14 protein-coding genes and 1 pseudogene are annotated in these 17,109 nt (G+C 35.3%); 9 read left to right on the plus strand and 6 right to left on the minus strand.

Features of this window, described 5'->3' with window-relative positions; translation table 11 throughout:
* The first annotated feature begins 45 nt into the window (after positions 1-45).
* From BN1068_RS00865 to BN1068_RS00885, 5 genes are all read left to right on the plus strand, one after another.
* Positions 46-1,110, plus strand: a complete 1,065-nt coding sequence (locus BN1068_RS00865) for a zinc-dependent alcohol dehydrogenase (RefSeq protein WP_077600957.1) — start codon at positions 46-48, stop codon at positions 1,108-1,110.
* 163 nt (positions 1,111-1,273) lie between these two features.
* On the plus strand, positions 1,274-1,801 hold the full coding sequence (gene srlA / locus BN1068_RS00870; protein WP_077600958.1) for a PTS glucitol/sorbitol transporter subunit IIC: 528 nt from the start codon (positions 1,274-1,276) through the stop codon (positions 1,799-1,801).
* Between the two features lie 14 nt (positions 1,802-1,815).
* Positions 1,816-2,826 (plus strand): PTS glucitol/sorbitol transporter subunit IIB, encoded by a 1,011-nt coding sequence (gene srlE / locus BN1068_RS00875; protein ID WP_077600959.1) that lies wholly within the window; start codon positions 1,816-1,818, stop codon positions 2,824-2,826.
* Positions 2,827-3,116: 290 nt separating this feature from the next.
* Positions 3,117-3,470 (plus strand): PTS glucitol/sorbitol transporter subunit IIA, encoded by a 354-nt coding sequence (locus BN1068_RS00880; RefSeq protein WP_077600960.1) that lies wholly within the window; start codon positions 3,117-3,119, stop codon positions 3,468-3,470.
* An 8-nt stretch (positions 3,471-3,478) separates the two neighbouring features.
* Complete coding sequence (locus BN1068_RS00885; RefSeq protein WP_077600961.1) at positions 3,479-3,865, plus strand: transcriptional regulator GutM; 387 nt, start codon at positions 3,479-3,481, stop codon at positions 3,863-3,865.
* 855 nt (positions 3,866-4,720) lie between these two features.
* Here the strand turns inward: BN1068_RS00885 and BN1068_RS00890 are convergent.
* The 3 genes and pseudogenes from BN1068_RS00890 to BN1068_RS00900 form a co-directional block, all read right to left on the minus strand.
* Positions 4,721-5,923, minus strand: coding sequence for a CynX/NimT family MFS transporter (locus BN1068_RS00890; protein WP_139344691.1), 1,203 nt, complete (start codon positions 5,921-5,923; stop codon positions 4,721-4,723).
* 110 nt (positions 5,924-6,033) lie between these two features.
* Complete coding sequence (locus BN1068_RS00895; RefSeq protein WP_077600963.1) at positions 6,034-7,455, minus strand: NAD-dependent succinate-semialdehyde dehydrogenase; 1,422 nt, start codon at positions 7,453-7,455, stop codon at positions 6,034-6,036.
* A 172-nt stretch (positions 7,456-7,627) separates the two neighbouring features.
* Positions 7,628-8,365: pseudogene (locus BN1068_RS00900) on the minus strand (class II fructose-bisphosphate aldolase).
* Positions 8,366-8,821: 456 nt separating this feature from the next.
* On the opposite strand from BN1068_RS00900, the gene BN1068_RS00905 reads away from it, so the two are divergent.
* Positions 8,822-9,634, plus strand: a complete 813-nt coding sequence (locus BN1068_RS00905) for a GntR family transcriptional regulator (protein WP_077600964.1) — start codon at positions 8,822-8,824, stop codon at positions 9,632-9,634.
* Positions 9,635-10,091: 457 nt separating this feature from the next.
* On the opposite strand, the gene rpsD is transcribed toward BN1068_RS00905, so the two are convergent.
* From rpsD to BN1068_RS00920, 3 genes are all read right to left on the minus strand, one after another.
* The gene (gene rpsD, locus BN1068_RS00910) at positions 10,092-10,694 is read right to left on the minus strand and encodes a 30S ribosomal protein S4 (protein ID WP_077600965.1); all 603 of its coding nucleotides are present in this window, start codon (positions 10,692-10,694) and stop codon (positions 10,092-10,094) included.
* A 472-nt stretch (positions 10,695-11,166) separates the two neighbouring features.
* Positions 11,167-12,453, minus strand: a complete 1,287-nt coding sequence (locus tag BN1068_RS00915) for an RNA-guided endonuclease InsQ/TnpB family protein (RefSeq protein ID WP_077600966.1) — start codon at positions 12,451-12,453, stop codon at positions 11,167-11,169.
* Positions 12,454-12,625: 172 nt separating this feature from the next.
* Positions 12,626-13,105 carry a GAF domain-containing protein gene (locus tag BN1068_RS00920; protein WP_077600967.1) on the minus strand — a complete coding sequence of 160 codons (480 nt, stop codon included), beginning with the start codon at positions 13,103-13,105 and terminating at the stop codon, positions 12,626-12,628.
* Positions 13,106-13,248: 143 nt separating this feature from the next.
* Between BN1068_RS00920 and refZ the strand changes: the two genes are divergently transcribed.
* From refZ to BN1068_RS00935, 3 genes are all read left to right on the plus strand, one after another.
* Positions 13,249-13,875: a forespore capture DNA-binding protein RefZ gene (gene refZ / locus BN1068_RS00925; protein ID WP_077600968.1), complete on the plus strand. Its 627-nt coding sequence runs from the start codon at positions 13,249-13,251 to the stop codon at positions 13,873-13,875.
* A 171-nt stretch (positions 13,876-14,046) separates the two neighbouring features.
* Positions 14,047-15,741, plus strand: coding sequence for a septation ring formation regulator EzrA (ezrA, locus tag BN1068_RS00930; protein WP_077600969.1), 1,695 nt, complete (start codon positions 14,047-14,049; stop codon positions 15,739-15,741).
* Between the two features lie 220 nt (positions 15,742-15,961).
* Positions 15,962-17,104 carry a cysteine desulfurase family protein gene (locus BN1068_RS00935; protein ID WP_077600970.1) on the plus strand — a complete coding sequence of 381 codons (1,143 nt, stop codon included), beginning with the start codon at positions 15,962-15,964 and terminating at the stop codon, positions 17,102-17,104.
* Positions 17,105-17,109: the final 5 nt, after the last annotated feature.

A 17,109-nucleotide genomic window follows, 5' to 3' on the forward strand; every position in this document is an offset into this window, starting at 1 on the left:
AACTCGAAATATTTAGCACAAGAATAACTTAAGGGAGGAATTTTGATGACTAAAATGAGAAAGTTTGCTGTTTTAACAAACGCAAAAAATGCAGAGGTACATGAAGGAGAAATCCCTGAGGTTGGTAATAATCAAGTCCTCATTAAGCAAAAAAATTGTAATATTTGTACAACAGATTTCGGGCAATGGCTTGGTCTAAGGGAACATCAACCATATCCGATGGCAGGCGGACATGAAGGTGCTGGAATCGTTGTCGCAAAAGGTAAAAATGTGAGAGATGAAATAAGTATAGGAGATCATGTTGCACTTGCTTATGATTACTGTGGAGAATGTACGGCTTGTCAAACTGGGAGAACGAGCGAGTGTGTAGAGATATCAAACCCTTTTAAAGATAAAAATGATGAAGGATATTACGGTCATTTAGGTTTTGCAACTTATAATGTTAAGGATGCAAATGCAGTGATTAAAATGAATCCTGAATTATCGTTTAGTGAGGCCGGGTTTTTGGAACCGCTCGCAACTGTGGTAAGTGGTCTAAAGCGATTAAGGGTTAGCGCGTTAGAACGTGTTGTTGTCATTGGTGCTGGAACAATGGGGATATTAAATGCACTAGCTGCTACAGCATATGGCGCAGAAGTCATTGTTACTGAAATGATGGATAAGAAGATTGAAGCGGCAAGATCAATGGGGCTAAATGTTATTGATGTAAAAGAATGTGATCCAGTAGAAAAAGTAAAAGAATTAACAAATGATGAGGGGGCAGATGCAGTTATTCTTGCCGTTGGAGCTACGAAAGCAAATAATCAAGCATTAGAAATGGTTAAGCGCTTAAATGGTAGATTGTTGCTTTTTGCTGCAGGGTATCCTGCTCCTGAATTACATGTAGATTCGAATTTAGCCCATTATAGAAAAATGGAATTGATAGGGACCTACGGAGCTGATATACATGACTTTAATAAATCAGCAAATTTATTAAATACTGGAAAAGTTGATGTGTCAAAATTAATTGAAACAAAAGTACCTCTAGAAGAAATCCAAAAAGCTTACGAGATTGCTAGTGCGCAAGGAAGTTACCGCGTAAGTGTTTTATTACAAGAAGAGTCAGAATAACTTTACGCAATAAAAATAATACGATGTATGAAGTAATTGGAGAGGGTATCACGCTCTCTTTTACAGTATGTAAGCGCAAACATATAATAAATTAATTTTTTGGCATGAAGTTTTTTAAAATCTCAATCAAAATCAGTATAACAAATAAAAGGAGGATGAAGTTATGTCGTTTGTTGTTGATTTTGCGGAACAGTTTATGGGCTTTTTCGGATTTGTAGGGGATACGTTTGTCGGCATGTTTACTGGCATTGTTCCTATACTTGTAGGAATGCTAACTTTAATTCAATTTATTGTAAATCTTGTTGGTGAAAACCGAATTGAAAGAATGGGAAAATTATTAGCAAAAAGTAGCATATTAAAATATTCGATATTCCCGGTATTTGCTGCATTTTTCCTTGGAAGCCCAGCAAGTGGTACTATGGGAAGGTTCCTACCGGAAAAGTCAAAACCAGGATTAATGGAAGCGTTTTTTAGAAATGGACATCCCTTGACTAGTTTATTTCCCCATACAAATCCAGCTGAATTATTTGTTTGGCTAGGAGTTGCCCAAGGTATTGAGGCACTTGGATTGCCAGTTGGAGCTTTAGCTATTCGCTATGTTATTACCGGTATTGTTGTAGGTGTCATCAGTGGTATTATTACCGAGATAGTATTTACAATTATTGCTAAAAGAAATAATTACGAAGTTTAACAGGGGGGATAAAAATGTCTAAAAGTATAACGATTAAAGTTGAAAAAGGTGGTAGTGGTTGGGGCGGTCCACTTTACTTACAATGTGAAGGGAAGAAAAACAAAGTATTATCAATGACAGGTGGAGGAATTCATGATTTAGCTACACATATTGCAGACGCTATAAGCGGTGTGGCAGTTGATGGATTTAAAGAGGTACCGAATGATGATGAGATTGTTTGTGCAATTATTAATTGTGGCGGTACATTAAGATGTGGTGTTTACCCACAAAAAGGGATTTACACGATTAATTTAAATGCGATTGGTCCATCTGGCCCTTTAGCTGAGCACATTAAAGAGGAAATATACGTTTCTGGGGTTAAAAAAGGAAATATTACAATAGTACAAGAATCAGACCAGCCAGATCATGAACACGCTGCGGTAGTAGAACCTGAATTAGAGAAACAACCAAAAAAAGTCGATAAACAACGCGCAGCCGAAGAAAGCGGTAACCTGATATTTAAACTATTAACCAAAATTGGTTCTGGCGTTGGCTCTGTAGTTTCCATGTTCTTAGACTCTGGTAGAAAAACGGTCGATCTGTTATTGAAAACGATTATACCATTCATGGCATTCGTTAGTATTTTAGTAGCACTAGTCCAATATACAGGAGTAGGGGAATTGATTGCGAACGCTTTAACCCCGCTAGGGTCGTCACTTTGGGGATTACTGCTTATTTCTATTATTTGTAGTTTCCCGTTCTTGTCACCTATCCTGGGACCAGGAGCAGCTGTTGCGCAGGTCGTTGGTGTTCTAGTAGGCACGCAAATTGCAGCAGGAGCAATTCCACCACAATTCGCATTACCAGCTTTGTTTGCTATCAACGCACAAGTAGGTGGGGACTTCTTCCCTGTAGGTATGTCTTTAATGCAGGCGAAACCAAAAACAATAGAATATGGTACACCAGCATTCCTGATCGCGAGACAAATTTCAAGCCCTATTGCTGTTGTTATTGCATATCTGTTCAGTATTGGACTCTATAATTAAAGTGATTGAACTATTAAAATTAAAAATTCGCAGTTAGCGAAAATTTAATAGTAGATGAGAGCAGGAAATAAATGGTTTATGCTAATCAACTTTCATTTAATTAGTAAAACAGGTATCTGTTTTTATTAATAGGATTGTATAAATGGTAGACTAACCAATTCAGCTCTCTATATTTTTTTGAAGTTAAAACTAACATAATAGTTACAATAATAGATTTATAAAAATCAAAAAGAAAAGATAAATAATATGTTAAAATATTTATCGTAAATATTTTTAAGGAGGTAATTTACTTGAAATATAACGTAAATATTGTCGAAGTTGGTTCAAATGTTGAGGGTATGTTGAAAACGGGGTTATTAATTCTTTTTAATCAAAGTGCACCGGAAGATTTAAAACCATTCTGTGTTGTTACCGAAGAAAATAAGCATGATGGACAAGTAGAGTCAGGTGATGTTATGACTATAGTAGGTTGTACGTATAAGGTCACAGCTGTAGGCAATATTGTCAATGAAAATCTCTATTCGCTTGGACATGCCTCACTATGTTTTGATGGAGCAAAGGAGGCACAATTACCTGGTCATATTCATTTAACACCGGATTTTGAAAGCGATTTATCCAATCTTGGGGAAATTACAATCGAGTAGGTGAGAAAATGGAGATTCTATTTTTATTCTTTATTGTTTTAGTTATTTTGCAATGGTTTTTTAAAGTAAAACAGACAAAAGTATTGCATACCCATTATAATAAGTTTTTAGAAACAGGAAATGTATTAGTGGAGAGAAAGAAAGGTATTTTTTCTGGTGCTATTATCATGCTTCAATTAGATAAGGAAGCGAATATTAAAGGCTGTTTATTGATGTCTGGTGCAACCTTTTTTTCTTCTTGGCGCAGTTGTGAAGAACTAATAAATGAAAACTTATTGAGTATAAACGAGGAAAACCTTAATGGCTATAAAAAAACTGTAAGAAAAGTAATTGCTAAAGCTGTTGAAAGTTATCAAAAGAGTAAAGAAAAAGAGCTACAGGAGAAACCGGTTTAGTAATTGTTGACTAAATATTTATTTCAAATCTTTTACTAATAAGAACAAAAGTCATTAAAAAAAGGAAGTATATTAAAAAAATGACAACGAAAAAATGAGAAATGATGTAATTATGCCCCAAGCGGGGGTTGGTGTTTATAAAATGATAGATCCGAAAGAAACGGTAAATGAAATGCCAATGGTTAACCCAGGTAGAATGTCAATCATATCTCCAGTAAAAGGAATTAAAAAGCTATTATGAGGAAAGCGAAATAGCTATTACAGCATGGGCACTTCTTGGTAAAGGAACAATTTTACAAGATGAGCTGACTAAAGAACTTGCTCAAAAATATGGTAAGATACCTGCCTAGATTATTTTGAGGTGGCGTTTAGAGTGTGATACAATTGCTATTCCGAAATCTGTTACACCGTTACGTATTAAGAAAAATTTTAAGTTATTTGATTTCTCAATTGAAAAAAAGATATGAATAAGCTTGCTAATCTTGATCATATTGGTCGAATAGATGCTGATTCAAATATTGATGATGATTTTAGACATTTTTAAGTAATAAAACAATTTGGTATGGTATATTGTTAAAAAAGTCCATTGAAAAATCCGAACTATGAATTCATTTTTTTGGGGTGGCGTTTATAGTTCGGATTTCCACTATTATTTTAATTTTGGATTCTTTCAATTATGGTCTCCAATCAGATGCGGTTGTGAACCATAACGTATTACCAACATTCTTATGCATTTTACCCCGGTTAGGCCCCTTAGTTTAGTCTTTTGCTACAGGTGAGTGCTTCCTGTTTAGAGTGAATATACTCTGCCAAAGTGCTCCTTGAACAATCTCTTTGTAATCTTGAAATTTTATTTTAAATAAATTTATTTTGCCCAATTTTTAATCCTAAAAAAGAACTGCAAATAGCAAGTAATATTAGCAAGAATAAGGGAATGGTCCAATCTCTTGTAATATCGTAGATGAAACCTATCACTATAGGTCCTAAAGCTGCTAGAGCATAACCAGTTGATTGTGCCATGCCGGATAAAAGTGTAGCTTGTTTTGTATTTTTAGTACGAATAGATAGTAACAGAAGGGCAATTGTAAAGTTACCACTTAAAGAAAATCCTATTAGTGTTGTGGAGATAATATAGCTTATATCATTATGATAAAGTAATAAATAAATAACTCCTATTATTAATAAAATATTTAAGCTGATAACTAAGCCTACTTGTGATTTAAGTTTTCCAGCTATAAGTGGAATGAGTAAACTAGAAACTATTCCTACTAGCTGTAAATAGGATAATAGGAAACCAGCGGTTGTTTTATTAGCACCAAAATCAATTAATATTTCTGGGAACCAAGAGATGGTAATATAGAATAAAAGGGAATGACACCCCATAAAAAAGGCAATAAACCAGGCAAACGGAGATTTTAGAAGATCCTTTTGTTTTTCTGTGGGCCTTTCTTTTATATGATTCATCGATTTCCGCCGTATAAGCACTAACCAATAAAAAGATGCAAAAATTGCAGGGGCTGCCCAAATTAAAAGAGCATTTCTCCAACCCAATCCCATGTTTTTGGCAATTGGTACACTTATTGCTGAAGCAACAGTAGCAGAAATTCCCATTATCGAGGAATATAGCCCAGTCATTACTGATAGTTTGTTAGGAAATTTATCTTTGATAATTCCTGGTAAAAGGACGTTACAAACTGCAATTCCTATTCCAATAAATAGTGTACCAAGAAGTAAAAGGAACATTATAGTAGAAGAACGAAAAATGATTCCCGTGCTTAATATCATTAATCCAAAAATTAATATTTTCTCATTTGAGTACTTTTGAGCTAAATATGATGAAGTAATTGACATAATAGCAAAAGCTACTAATGGTAAACTTGTAAGTAATGCAACATTCCAATTTGCAAAGCCTATTTCATCTCTAATGATTCCCATAATTGGCCCTATTGAAGTTAGCGCTGGTCTTAAATTAAGAGCAACTAAGAAAATCCCTATAATTATAAGAACATTGGTGTTATCTTTGCCTAACTCTTGTTTCTTAAATGTGTCTTCTCTCAATAAGATGCATCCTTTCCTCTTAGTTGTTACTTTTTAGGCTATATTATTTTTCTTAAGTAAATAGTATGAAGCAACCTAACCTTATTCGTTAAGTTGCTCCATTACTATAATTAGTAATTTACATTAAATGAAATGTATTTTGTAATTAAATACGCTTCTAGACCGTATTTACCACCCTCTTGACCAAGTCCACTTTCTTTCACTCCACCGAATGGAGTGTGGATCGCAAATGGAGCAGGGTCATTTATACCGACCATTCCATATTCTAATTCTTCCATCATTCTAAACGCACGGCTTAAATCCTTTGTATAACAATATCCTGCTAGACCATAATGAGTATGGTTTGCCTTTTCAATAATTTCTTCTTCACCTTCGAATGTAAAGATTGGAACAACTGGCCCAAATGTTTCCTCATAGGCGATTAACATGTCTTCATTAGCATTGGAAATAATAGTAGGTTCGATAAAATAACCGCTTGTCCCATTATCGTATTGTCTACCACCACAGATAACTTCCCCGTTTTTCGCTTTAGCATCAGCAATCTGGTTCATAATTTTCTCGAAGGAATTACTATCAATAACTGGACCAACATTAACGTCTTCATCTAAACCATTGCCTATTTTTAATTTCTCCACCTTCTGTACAAGCTTGCTAGTGAATTCTTCAGCAATACTTTTTTCAACGTAAATTCTGTTTGTGCTAACACAAGTCTGTCCAGAATTAGTAAATTTTGTAGTTAAGACGCCGTCTATAGCAACATCGATATCTGAATCAGCAAAGACAATAAATGGCGCGTGACCTCCAAGCTCCATTGAAGAGGCTTTAACAGTCTCAGCAGAGTCTCTTAGTAACAATTTGCCAACATCGGTAGACCCAGTAAAGGTGATTTTTTTTACGTCTTCACTCGTCGTTAATGTATTTCCAATTTCGCTAGCTTTACCTATAACAAGATTAACTACCCCTTTTGGCAAGCCCGCTTTATGAAAACATTCAAATACTTTAATCGCTGATAAAGGTGTAACAGATGCAGGTTTTAAGATTATTGTACAACCAGTTGCTAGGGCCGGAGCGATTTTCCTTGTAATCATTGAAAATGGAAAGTTCCATGGGGTGATTGCTGCGCATACACCAATTGGACGCCTTATAACGAAAAGTTGTTTATCTTTTGTGGCTGCTGGAAGAACATCACCATATATCCGTTTTGCCTCTTCTGCATACCAATGTAAAAAGGCAATTCCGTCGTTTACTTCATATCTAGCATCAGCAATAGGCTTGCCGTTTTCTTTTGTAATAAGTTGTGCTAATTCTTCACTTTGTTCTTCTAGTAATCTAGCAGCTTCCTCCAAATAGGTAACGCGTTCTGTAAAAGTTGTTTTTTTCCAAGATTTAAATGCTTGTTTTGCACTTTGTATTGCTTCTTCTGTTTCCGCTTTTCCTACTGTAGAAACTATCTTGATAACCTCGTTAGTCGCAGGATTACGTACTTCCATTCTTGTTTCGCTTTGTCGCCATTTTCCATTAATATAAACCATGTAAACACCTCATTATTTATTATAATTTACTCACTTTGTAACAAGCAGATCTTATTAATTCAGACAGTAAAACAAATTTATTAATTTTAAGTGACTGTAACTTAAGCCTTGTTGGCAGAGCTGAATAGTTTTATGTAATGTATGAGCGCTTCTTTATAACCCCCTCGATACGTTAGATGCTGTCAAAAATATTTATATTTGGATTATCATCAAATTCACTTCTTGGTTTATCTGATTGCAGTTCTGATTTAACTGGTTCATTGTTAACTCCTGTCAAGTAAGCATTTAAATGCTGCATACCCTGTTTGTTTAAATCAACAAATAGATTCACTTTTTGAATCCCGGTTTTAATAGTTCTTTTAAGGTTGTCATCACCTGTTCCAGAACCTCCGTGAAGGACTAAAGGTACATCTAAAATGCTATTTAATTTTTGTAATAGCTCAAAATCTAACCGTGGTTCTTCTTTATAAGTACCATGAGATGTGCCAACTTCAACGGCTAAACAATCAACATTCGTTTGTTTGGCATATTCGATCGCTTCTTTAGGATTGGTTAAACCACTATCCCTCGTTTTGTAATATTCATTTCCTACTCCTACGTGGCCAAGTTCGGCTTCAACAGAAACACCTACAGAGTAAGCAATTTTAACGATTTCCTTTACTTCTAAAACATTTTCTTGGAATGGAAGAGTGGAACTGTCAACCATAACCGAAGTAAAACCTGCACGAATAGCTTGTTCATAGGTTTCACCATGATCTAAGTTTTATGCTGCCACAACTTCAGGATATTATCTTTCATAGAAATAGGTGATCTCACTAACTTCTTTAATTGGATGAATTCCTGTACAATCCAGTATAATTGAAGACTTTAGAAGTTTTGCCGCTTCAAAGGCTGCACGGACAGTCTCCAAATTGAAAACATTTGGTACAGCTACTCCATAATTACCTTGTTTTGCCTGAATTAAATATTTTTCACGATTGCCAACATTATTTGCTCAATCCTTTCTTTATACTGATTAGCAGCTTAATAGACTTACAACGATTAAAATATATAATATACAAGGATAATTAAAATGATTTATTGTGTTGGTGAAACTAGATACACGGGCGTAACTTTAGTGAATTTCTTACAATATTGAATGAATTAGAAGGATTCTTGTTTTAACTGGAAAAGAATAATCCTTTATATTGATATCTTAACCGTTTGTACGTATAATCATATTAAGATACAAAATAAGATTTGTCAAATTAATTATTCAGTCTATTTCAATTATTATGTTAGAATATACATGTAAAATTATTATGTTAGAATATACATGTGAATTATTAAAAATAGTGCTGTTGAATTAAAGAAGGAAGTGTAAGTTATGCAGAATTTCCATATAAAAGAGGACGATAAGTATTTTGATCACAAACTGTTAGCTGATCCAATTAAAAGAAGTTTACAAAAAATTAATAGAAATAATCCTTTGCCTTTATATCAACAACTTTATGATTCCCTTTATAAGGTTATTGTTAATAAAGAATTGGAACCTGGCAGCTTTTTTGCAACTGAAAGTTTATTGCAGGAAGAAACTCAAATGAGCAGAGCTACGATACGAAAAGCTCTTGAGGAATTAGTTAGACAAAAATATCTAATGAGAATTACAGGAAAAGGTACTTTTATTTCAATTAGCTATCCAGAGAGCCATATTGTTTTACCGAATTTAAAAAGCTTGTCTCAAGAACTGGAAGAAAAGGGTATGATCCCTGGAAGCACTTTATTGCAAGCCAAAATAATACAACCAACAGAGGAAGTTGCTAAAAATTTAGACATAGATATGAATGATCGAGTCTTGTTTATTGAGAGGATTCGTACAGGAAATGATATTCCAATTTTATATGTATGTGGATATATTCCATTAAATATTGGAATTACCGAGGATTTTAATATTCCTGGATCTTTATATTTCTTCATTGAGCAACAATGCGGTAAGGTTATTCGTTCTGCAACGCATACGATAAATGCAACAATTATTAATTCAGAAGTAGCTAAACATTTAGGTATCAGTAAAAACTCAGCGGGTTTGTCGATGAAGCGTATTACTTACGATAATTATGGGGTACCAGTTCTTTATGAAACTGGTGTATTTCGAAATGATTTGTATAGCTATACTTTTTCCATGGAGAGAGATGACTAATATTTTCAACACGAGAGATTGAAGAGTTTTTTGATTGATTAAAAGTGTTAAAAGCTAGTTAATAAATCATTAATAAGAAAGTGTTAGAGAAAGGATTTGCAAAATTTTTAATGAATTTATCTTTGGAAAATTATAAAAAAAGGATATTATCGATTATTTAATATTAGATAAAGCCATTGAGTTTGAATAGTGGAGTCGTAACGTTTAATTCATGAAAATTTCATTTGTATAGTGGATGATGTAGAAAATATAAAATTTAGCTTTGTCCTTAATAGCAGTGAATCTAAGAAGATACACTATTTCTATCAGTTTTTTTATGGATAGATAGTGAGTAAAATATATCATTGATTTAAAGAAAAGAGGAACTTTGCATCGCATTTTCGATGCAAAATTCCTCTTCTTATTTGGGCTAGTTAATCCAGCCTCTTTAGATGTTATTCTCTGCAAAGCAGAAGAATTAACGAGAGTAGAATTCAACGATAAGCTGTTCGTTAATTTCAGCTGGAAGTTCAGAACGCTCAGGGAAACGAGCATAAGTACCTTCTTTTTTCTCAGCATCAAAAGTAGTATATTCTGGTACGAAGTTATTTACTTCAATAGCTTCAGTAACGATATCAAGCTTTTGAGATTTTTCACGAAGAGCAATTGCTTGACCAGGTTTTACAGAGTAAGATGGGATATCTACACGAGAACCATCTACTGTAACGTGACCATGGTTAACCAGCTGACGTGCCTGCTTGCGTGTACGGGCAAGGCCAAGACGGTAAACAAGGTTATCAAGACGGGATTCAAGAAGAATCATGAAGTTCTCACCGTGGATACCTTTCATGTTACCAGCTTTATTGAATAGGTTACGGAATTGACGTTCGTTCAATCCATACATGAAGCGTAATTTTTGCTTCTCTTGCATTTGCAAGCCGTATTCAGAGATTTTCTTTCTTTGGTTCGGTCCATGTTGACCAGGAGCGTAAGGGCGTTTATCTAATTCCTTACCAGTTCCAGATAATGAAATGCCAAGACGACGTGATTTCTTCCATACTGATCCAGTATAACGTGACATAGGACATTTCCTCCTTTATGTTTTATTTGTATAAAATAAAACGCGCGTGATCGTTTCGTTGTTCATTTTGTTTTCATGTACCATCGCTCCAGTAGCAGAGAGTTACACGATACACCTTTATAAGATTCATCTTTAAAAGGAACAAAATGAGTGCAAGCGTCGACTCACTTAGGCCACTTTATTATTTTACACAAATTCTAGTATATAATTTGCATGTACACCTGTCAATAGAAAAAAGAAAAATACGACATGAAATCTGTTTCAAAAGATATTATTTATTCGAAAAGCAAAAATAATTCATAAAAAAACAGTATCTGTTATAATGAATATGTGTCAACAAACCATGACTGAAACCACGGACTTGTAAGGTCTTGCAACCTTTAGAATTTACAGCGGACAACAAGACTAGTGTCTTGCCCTTCAAATCACGCGAGAGATACTGTCTGGGCTCCAAGCAACCCATTTGTAGGCTTTAAACCACAACGGTTTGTGGCAGGATTTTTTCTTTCGTATAACGTTCTCCGTATTGTTTCAGGTTGAACGCAGCATTCCTATCCCGGTCATGATAGCTGCCACATGAAGGGCAATCCCATTCTCTTATAGTTGCGTTTCCCTTTAATGCCGTATGCTTATATCCACAGGTTGAACATAATTGGGTCGATGCATAATTTTTTGGTGCTTTGACAAAATATTTTCCTCGTTGTTCTAATTTGTATGTTAGATACAGACGGAAATGACCAAAACCATTATCCTGCTGATTTTTGGCATAATACTTGTTTTGTCCAATAGCACGAAGGTCTAGATTCTCAACCACAATCATGTCATAACGTTTCGCAAGCGCATAGGCTTTCTTGTGAAGCCAATCTTTTCGTTGGTTGGCTACTTTTGTTTGTAACCTGGAAACAACAAGACGTTGTTTCTCCCAACGTTTTGACCCCTTCTTCCTGCGTGATAATATTCGTTGTTCTTTCACCAGACGTTCTTCCATTTCTCGATAATAGCGAGGATAATTGGCTTTCTTACCCTCATTGTCTACGAAAAAATGAGATTGCGAATAGTCTAGTCCCAGAATATGGGCAGGTGTACCAATGCTTTCAATTTCCATTGGAAATTGAACATAAATAGATACGTCAAATTGTCCTTTCGTGTTCATCGTAACCGTTACATTTTTTATTTTACTATTATTAGGTAACGGTCTATGCGTATTTAGCTTTAACCCAACTACTTTTACAGAAGACTTTTGTGCAGATGGAAGATATAATATGTCATCTTTTATGTAGATATTTCCATTTTGATTGAAGGTCGTATAACTGGATTTGCTTCTTTTACGGGAATGAAACTTTGGCATTCCTTTCAAATCACGAAATGTCGGTTCTATCCCTAGGGTCTTTTGACGTTTTAGAGCAGACTTCTTATATTGTTTCTTATACGCCATCTTGTTAAAAGCAGTTATCGCCTTATGGAAGTGTTGTTTTGCTTCATTGGAAGCATAAGCATCTACAAGATATAAATAAGCTACATTATTCCCATTGACACATTGTTTTTTGAACATAGAAACAGTAGGCATACCCATCTTCTTTAAAGACGGTAATTTATCACCTATTTGATAATTATTTTTCTCCAAATAATCGTATAAATGAGCTACATGCAGATTATATATTTTACGGTCTGCACCGAAGCATTGACGTAAATACATTTCCACTTCTTGAGAAATAGGGGCAGCACGATACACATAACCACGGTTTACTATTTCAAGCATTGGTTTCACCTCCTGTCTATTATAATTATACTACGAATCACATCATATATATAAAGAGAAACATGGAGTTAGCAGAAGCTAACCCTTGTCCGCAGCCGATTCATCTCATGACTAAAGTCAAGAGGGTTCTCGGCTAAAATCTAAAACTCTATATTGTAATAAAATGGGGCAATCATAAATGCTTTTCAAGTACCGCAACAAATTTTTCTAAACATTCCTGATCAATAGTATCGAATCTGTCATGAATAGGACTGTCAATATCTAATACACCAATGATCTCATTATTATGGCGGACAGGAATAACAATTTCCGATTTTGACGCTCCATCGCAGGCGATATGGCCAGGAAATTGGTGAACATCTGATATACGCTGTGTTTTCTTTTCTGAGACAGCTGTTCCGCAGACTCCTTTTCCAAAAGGAATACGGATGCACGCCGGAAGTCCCTGGAAGGGTCCAAGCACTAATTCTTCCTTTTCGGATAAGTAGAATCCAACCCAGTTTACTTCATCTAAAAATTGATTGAGAAGTGCTGAAGCATTTGAAAGTAGTGCGATTTGGTTTGTTTCACCCGCTGATAAAGCATCCAGCTGTTTGATAAGAAGCTCGTAATCCTTTGTTTTTTCTCCAGAATAATCAAGTTGTTGAAACATGATGTGTTACCTCCTAAAAGTTGCAATAGTAGTTTTGTGAAAAAATGACATTTAACGACATGCATACAGTTTTTGTCGATAATCGATTAAAGGATTTATCCCCTTCCTTGTCGTAAATGAATAGAGTAAGGAGTTGAATAAGAATGAAAAATAACGTAACCAAGCAAAAAGTAGTGGATGCTGCTTCCTCCCTATTCTTTCAAAAAGGATTTCATGGCACTTCTGTGCGTGATATTGCTGATCGGGCCTCTGTGAATGTTTCCTTAATCAGTTATTATTTTAAAGGAAAGCAGGGCCTTTTAGAATATGCTGTAACAAACTATTATGAAGCATACTTAGAGAAAATAGAAGAGTCACTTGAAACAACAGAAGGAAGCTCTTCTATCGATCGATTAAATGAATTAATTTTTACAATTATACATTATAAGCAAACGCATCATCAATTAACATGTTTTATTCAGCGTGAATTATCTCTTGACTCTGTATTCGTCAGGGAAATGACGGTTACATATCTGGCTAAAGAGAATTACTATTTAAAAGAGTTATTTCAGGAAACAATCGGCAGAAATGCTGATCAGGACGAGAAAAGGTATTTATTTATGCAGCTGAAAGGCATGCTGATAACCCCTTATATTTTACATTCAGATTGGAAAGACCAAATTTTAGGGCAATTCGCTCACGAACAATTTGTGAAAAAATATACCAAAAGTATCCAGAAATGGATTGAATTTAATGCAAATATAAAAATGAACGAGAAAAGTAAATACTAAAAAATAATTGACTTTTCCCCGGATAAATATCAAAAAGTTGTTGAATCAGTAAGAAAAATGTATTTTCTTTAGCCAAAAGGGCGGAATACATGATATTATAAAGGATATATTATTGTGATTTTGTAATTATAGATATATTTATATAGATGTTTATTGGTTGGGAGGCAAAGTATGGCTGTCGTAGTTGGGATTATTTTAGCGATTATTGTATGTTTAACGATTGCTTTAATTGTAAGAAAACGGGTTTATGATCAGGTAGACCATATTGAGAAATGGAAATTGGATATTATGGATAGAGATGTTGCGAAGCAGATTGGAAAAATTAAAACATTGAATCTATCCGGTGAAACACTGGAGAAATTTGAAGAATGGAAAGACGAATGGGAAAAAATTGTAACCAAATCTTTGCCTGACATAGAGAAGTATTTGATGGATGCAGAGGAGGCAGCTGACCGCTTTCTTGTGCCTAAAGCAAATAAAATTTTGAAAGAGGCAGAAAATCATCTCGAAAAAATTGAGGAAGAAATCAAAGAAATTATCGGTGAGTTAGAGGAATTACTTTACGCAGAAGAAACAGGTCGTGGCGGTGCGGAGGAATTAAAACCGAGAATTAAAGGGTTACGAAGTATGCTTTCCCAATCCAGATATCAATATGGAAAGGCCGAAAAGCAATTTGACAAGGAAATTGATGAGCTGGAAGCAATATTGGATCAATACGATGCATTCGTTAATGATGGTGACTATTTAAAAGCGAATGAAAGTATTAGTGAATTAAAGGAAAGTACTGAAAAAGTAGAAAATAAATTAGATACATTTCCTGATTTGCTCAAACAAGTGAAGCAGGAGCTGCCATCTCAATTAACAAATCTTTCTTCCGGCATGAAAGAGATGAGGGAAAGCGGCTACCGGATTAGACATTTAGGCTTTGAAAAAGAAATTATTACATATCAGGAACAATTGAAGGATATAGAATCTCAGCTTGAAACTGCTGATATAACTGATGTGGAACAGCTTCTTCAGCAAATAGAGACACGTATTTTAGAAATGTACGAAGCTCTGGAAGGGGAAGCAATAGCCAAGAACTATATAGAGCAGAAAGGGCCGGAGTATGAGGATTCTGTAAACCAGATAAGTGCTACGTATGAAACTGCGAAAATAGAAGTAGAAGAGATAAAGAAGGCTTACTACGTAGAAGACGATGATATGGAACGTTTCCAGACTATGGGTAAAGCAATTAAAGCTTTAAAAGGTCATGTAGAAGAATTACACCAGAGTATAGAGGACGATAAACAATCACATTCAGAATTGAAAAAAGGAATTGAAGAAGGATTTAAGAAAATTGCACAGCTGGAAGAAGAGCATGAATCCTTTAAAAAGTCTATTGCAAATTTACGGAAAGATGAGCTGGAGGCAAGAGATAAACTGGTAGAGATGCGCGGACAGCTTACAGATTTGAATAGAAAACTGAAAAAGAGTAACATACCGGGAGTACCAAGCTATATTTGGACCCGTTTTGAAACAGCAATACAGAAAAATGAGAAGGTAATGGAAGCGTTAGAAACCTATCCATTAGATATGAACAATGTACAGCAGGCGTTGACTGAGGCTAAAAAATCGATTGAGCAGGCATATGAGCAGGTAGATATGATGCTGGATCAGGCTTATTTGACGGAGCAGGTGATTCAATATGCAAACCGCTACAGAAGTAAGCACTCTGACTTGGACAACAAGCTGAAGGAAGCAGAGAGATTATTCCGTAATTATGAATATGAGCTTTCTTTAGAGCATGCTGCCAAAGCAGTAGAAGAGATTGAACCGGGATCGTTACAGAAAATAGAATCGTATCAGACGGAAAGAAGCCAGTAATTATAATAAATTCCTTCGTTGACGAGAAAAGGTTATTTACTGGACAAGAACAGGAGCAGGAGGAACATTTTTTTGAGATTACAGGTTGCCTGCTTTGTATCCGCTGAAGATTTCAGATACTATATAATATGAAAAATATAAGGTAAAGGCTGTCGCTAAGAATGGAATCTTCGTTAACTTAGGTCAGCCTTACATTTTTGTTAAAAAGAAGGTGGAAAACTTGATATATTTCGATAACAGTGCAACAACGAAGCCGCACCCGGAAGTGATTGAAAGCTTCGCAAAAGTATCAGCTAATTATTTTGCCAATCCCTCATCGATACATCCTCTAGGCGGCCAAGTGGAGAAACTGTTGGAGGCTGCGAGACAGCAGGCAGCAGATTTAATCGGCGTTCTCAAGGAGACATTAATTTTTACTTCAGGAGGGACGGAAGGAAATAATACAGCGATTAAAGGAGTTGCCCTTGAGCACCAGTCACGAGGGAAACATATTATTACAACACAGGCCGAGCATCCGTCTATTTATGATACATGCAGCAGCTTAGAAAAATTAGGTTTTGAAATAACCTATATGCCGGTAGCAGAAGATGGAACTGTTTCAGCGGCAGATGTTGAAAATTCAATCCGAAAAGATACGATACTTGTTACAATGATGCAGGTGAACAATGAAATTGGCTCGATTCAGCCGGTTGAGGAAATTGGAAATGTTTTAAAAAAATACCCTAAAGTGCTTTTTCATGTGGATGCTGTCCAAGGATTGGGAAAGGTTCCTTTAAACCTTTCAGATACTGGTATTGATTTATGTACTTTTTCAGGTCATAAAATTCATGGACTAAAAGGAACAGGACTCCTGTATGTGAATCATACGGCCAAATTATATCCGCTTCTTCACGGTGGCAGTCAAGAATATGGTATCCGTTCAGGAACAGAGAATGTGGCTGGCGCTGTTTCTTTTGTAAAAGCTTTGCGTTTAATCAAAGAAAAGCAAAACCATCAGAAGGATAATATGTTAAAAACTCTGCATGATAAGCTGATGAAGGGGCTCCGTCAGCTGGAGGATATTGAAATCAACAGTCCTTCAGACGGTGCTAATCATATCGTACACTTTTCGGTTCCGGGAATGAAGCCGGAGGTTATTATCCACAGCTTAAGCCAAAAGGAAATTTATATTTCTACAAAGTCGGCCTGTTCGTCCCGGAGTCTGACAGAGAGCCAGGTGCTGGCTGCCTGCGGTAAATCAAAGGAGATTGCTTCCTCAGGCTTGCGGATAAGCTTCTCTTATGAGAACACTGAAGAAGAAATAGATATTTTTATGAAAGAATTAAAAAAAGCAATTAAACAATTTAAAGAGGCATTGAGGTAGATAAC

It is taken from the genome of Oceanobacillus sojae (assembly GCF_900162665.1).
Lineage (GTDB): Bacteria > Bacillota > Bacilli > Bacillales > Amphibacillaceae > Oceanobacillus > Oceanobacillus sojae_A.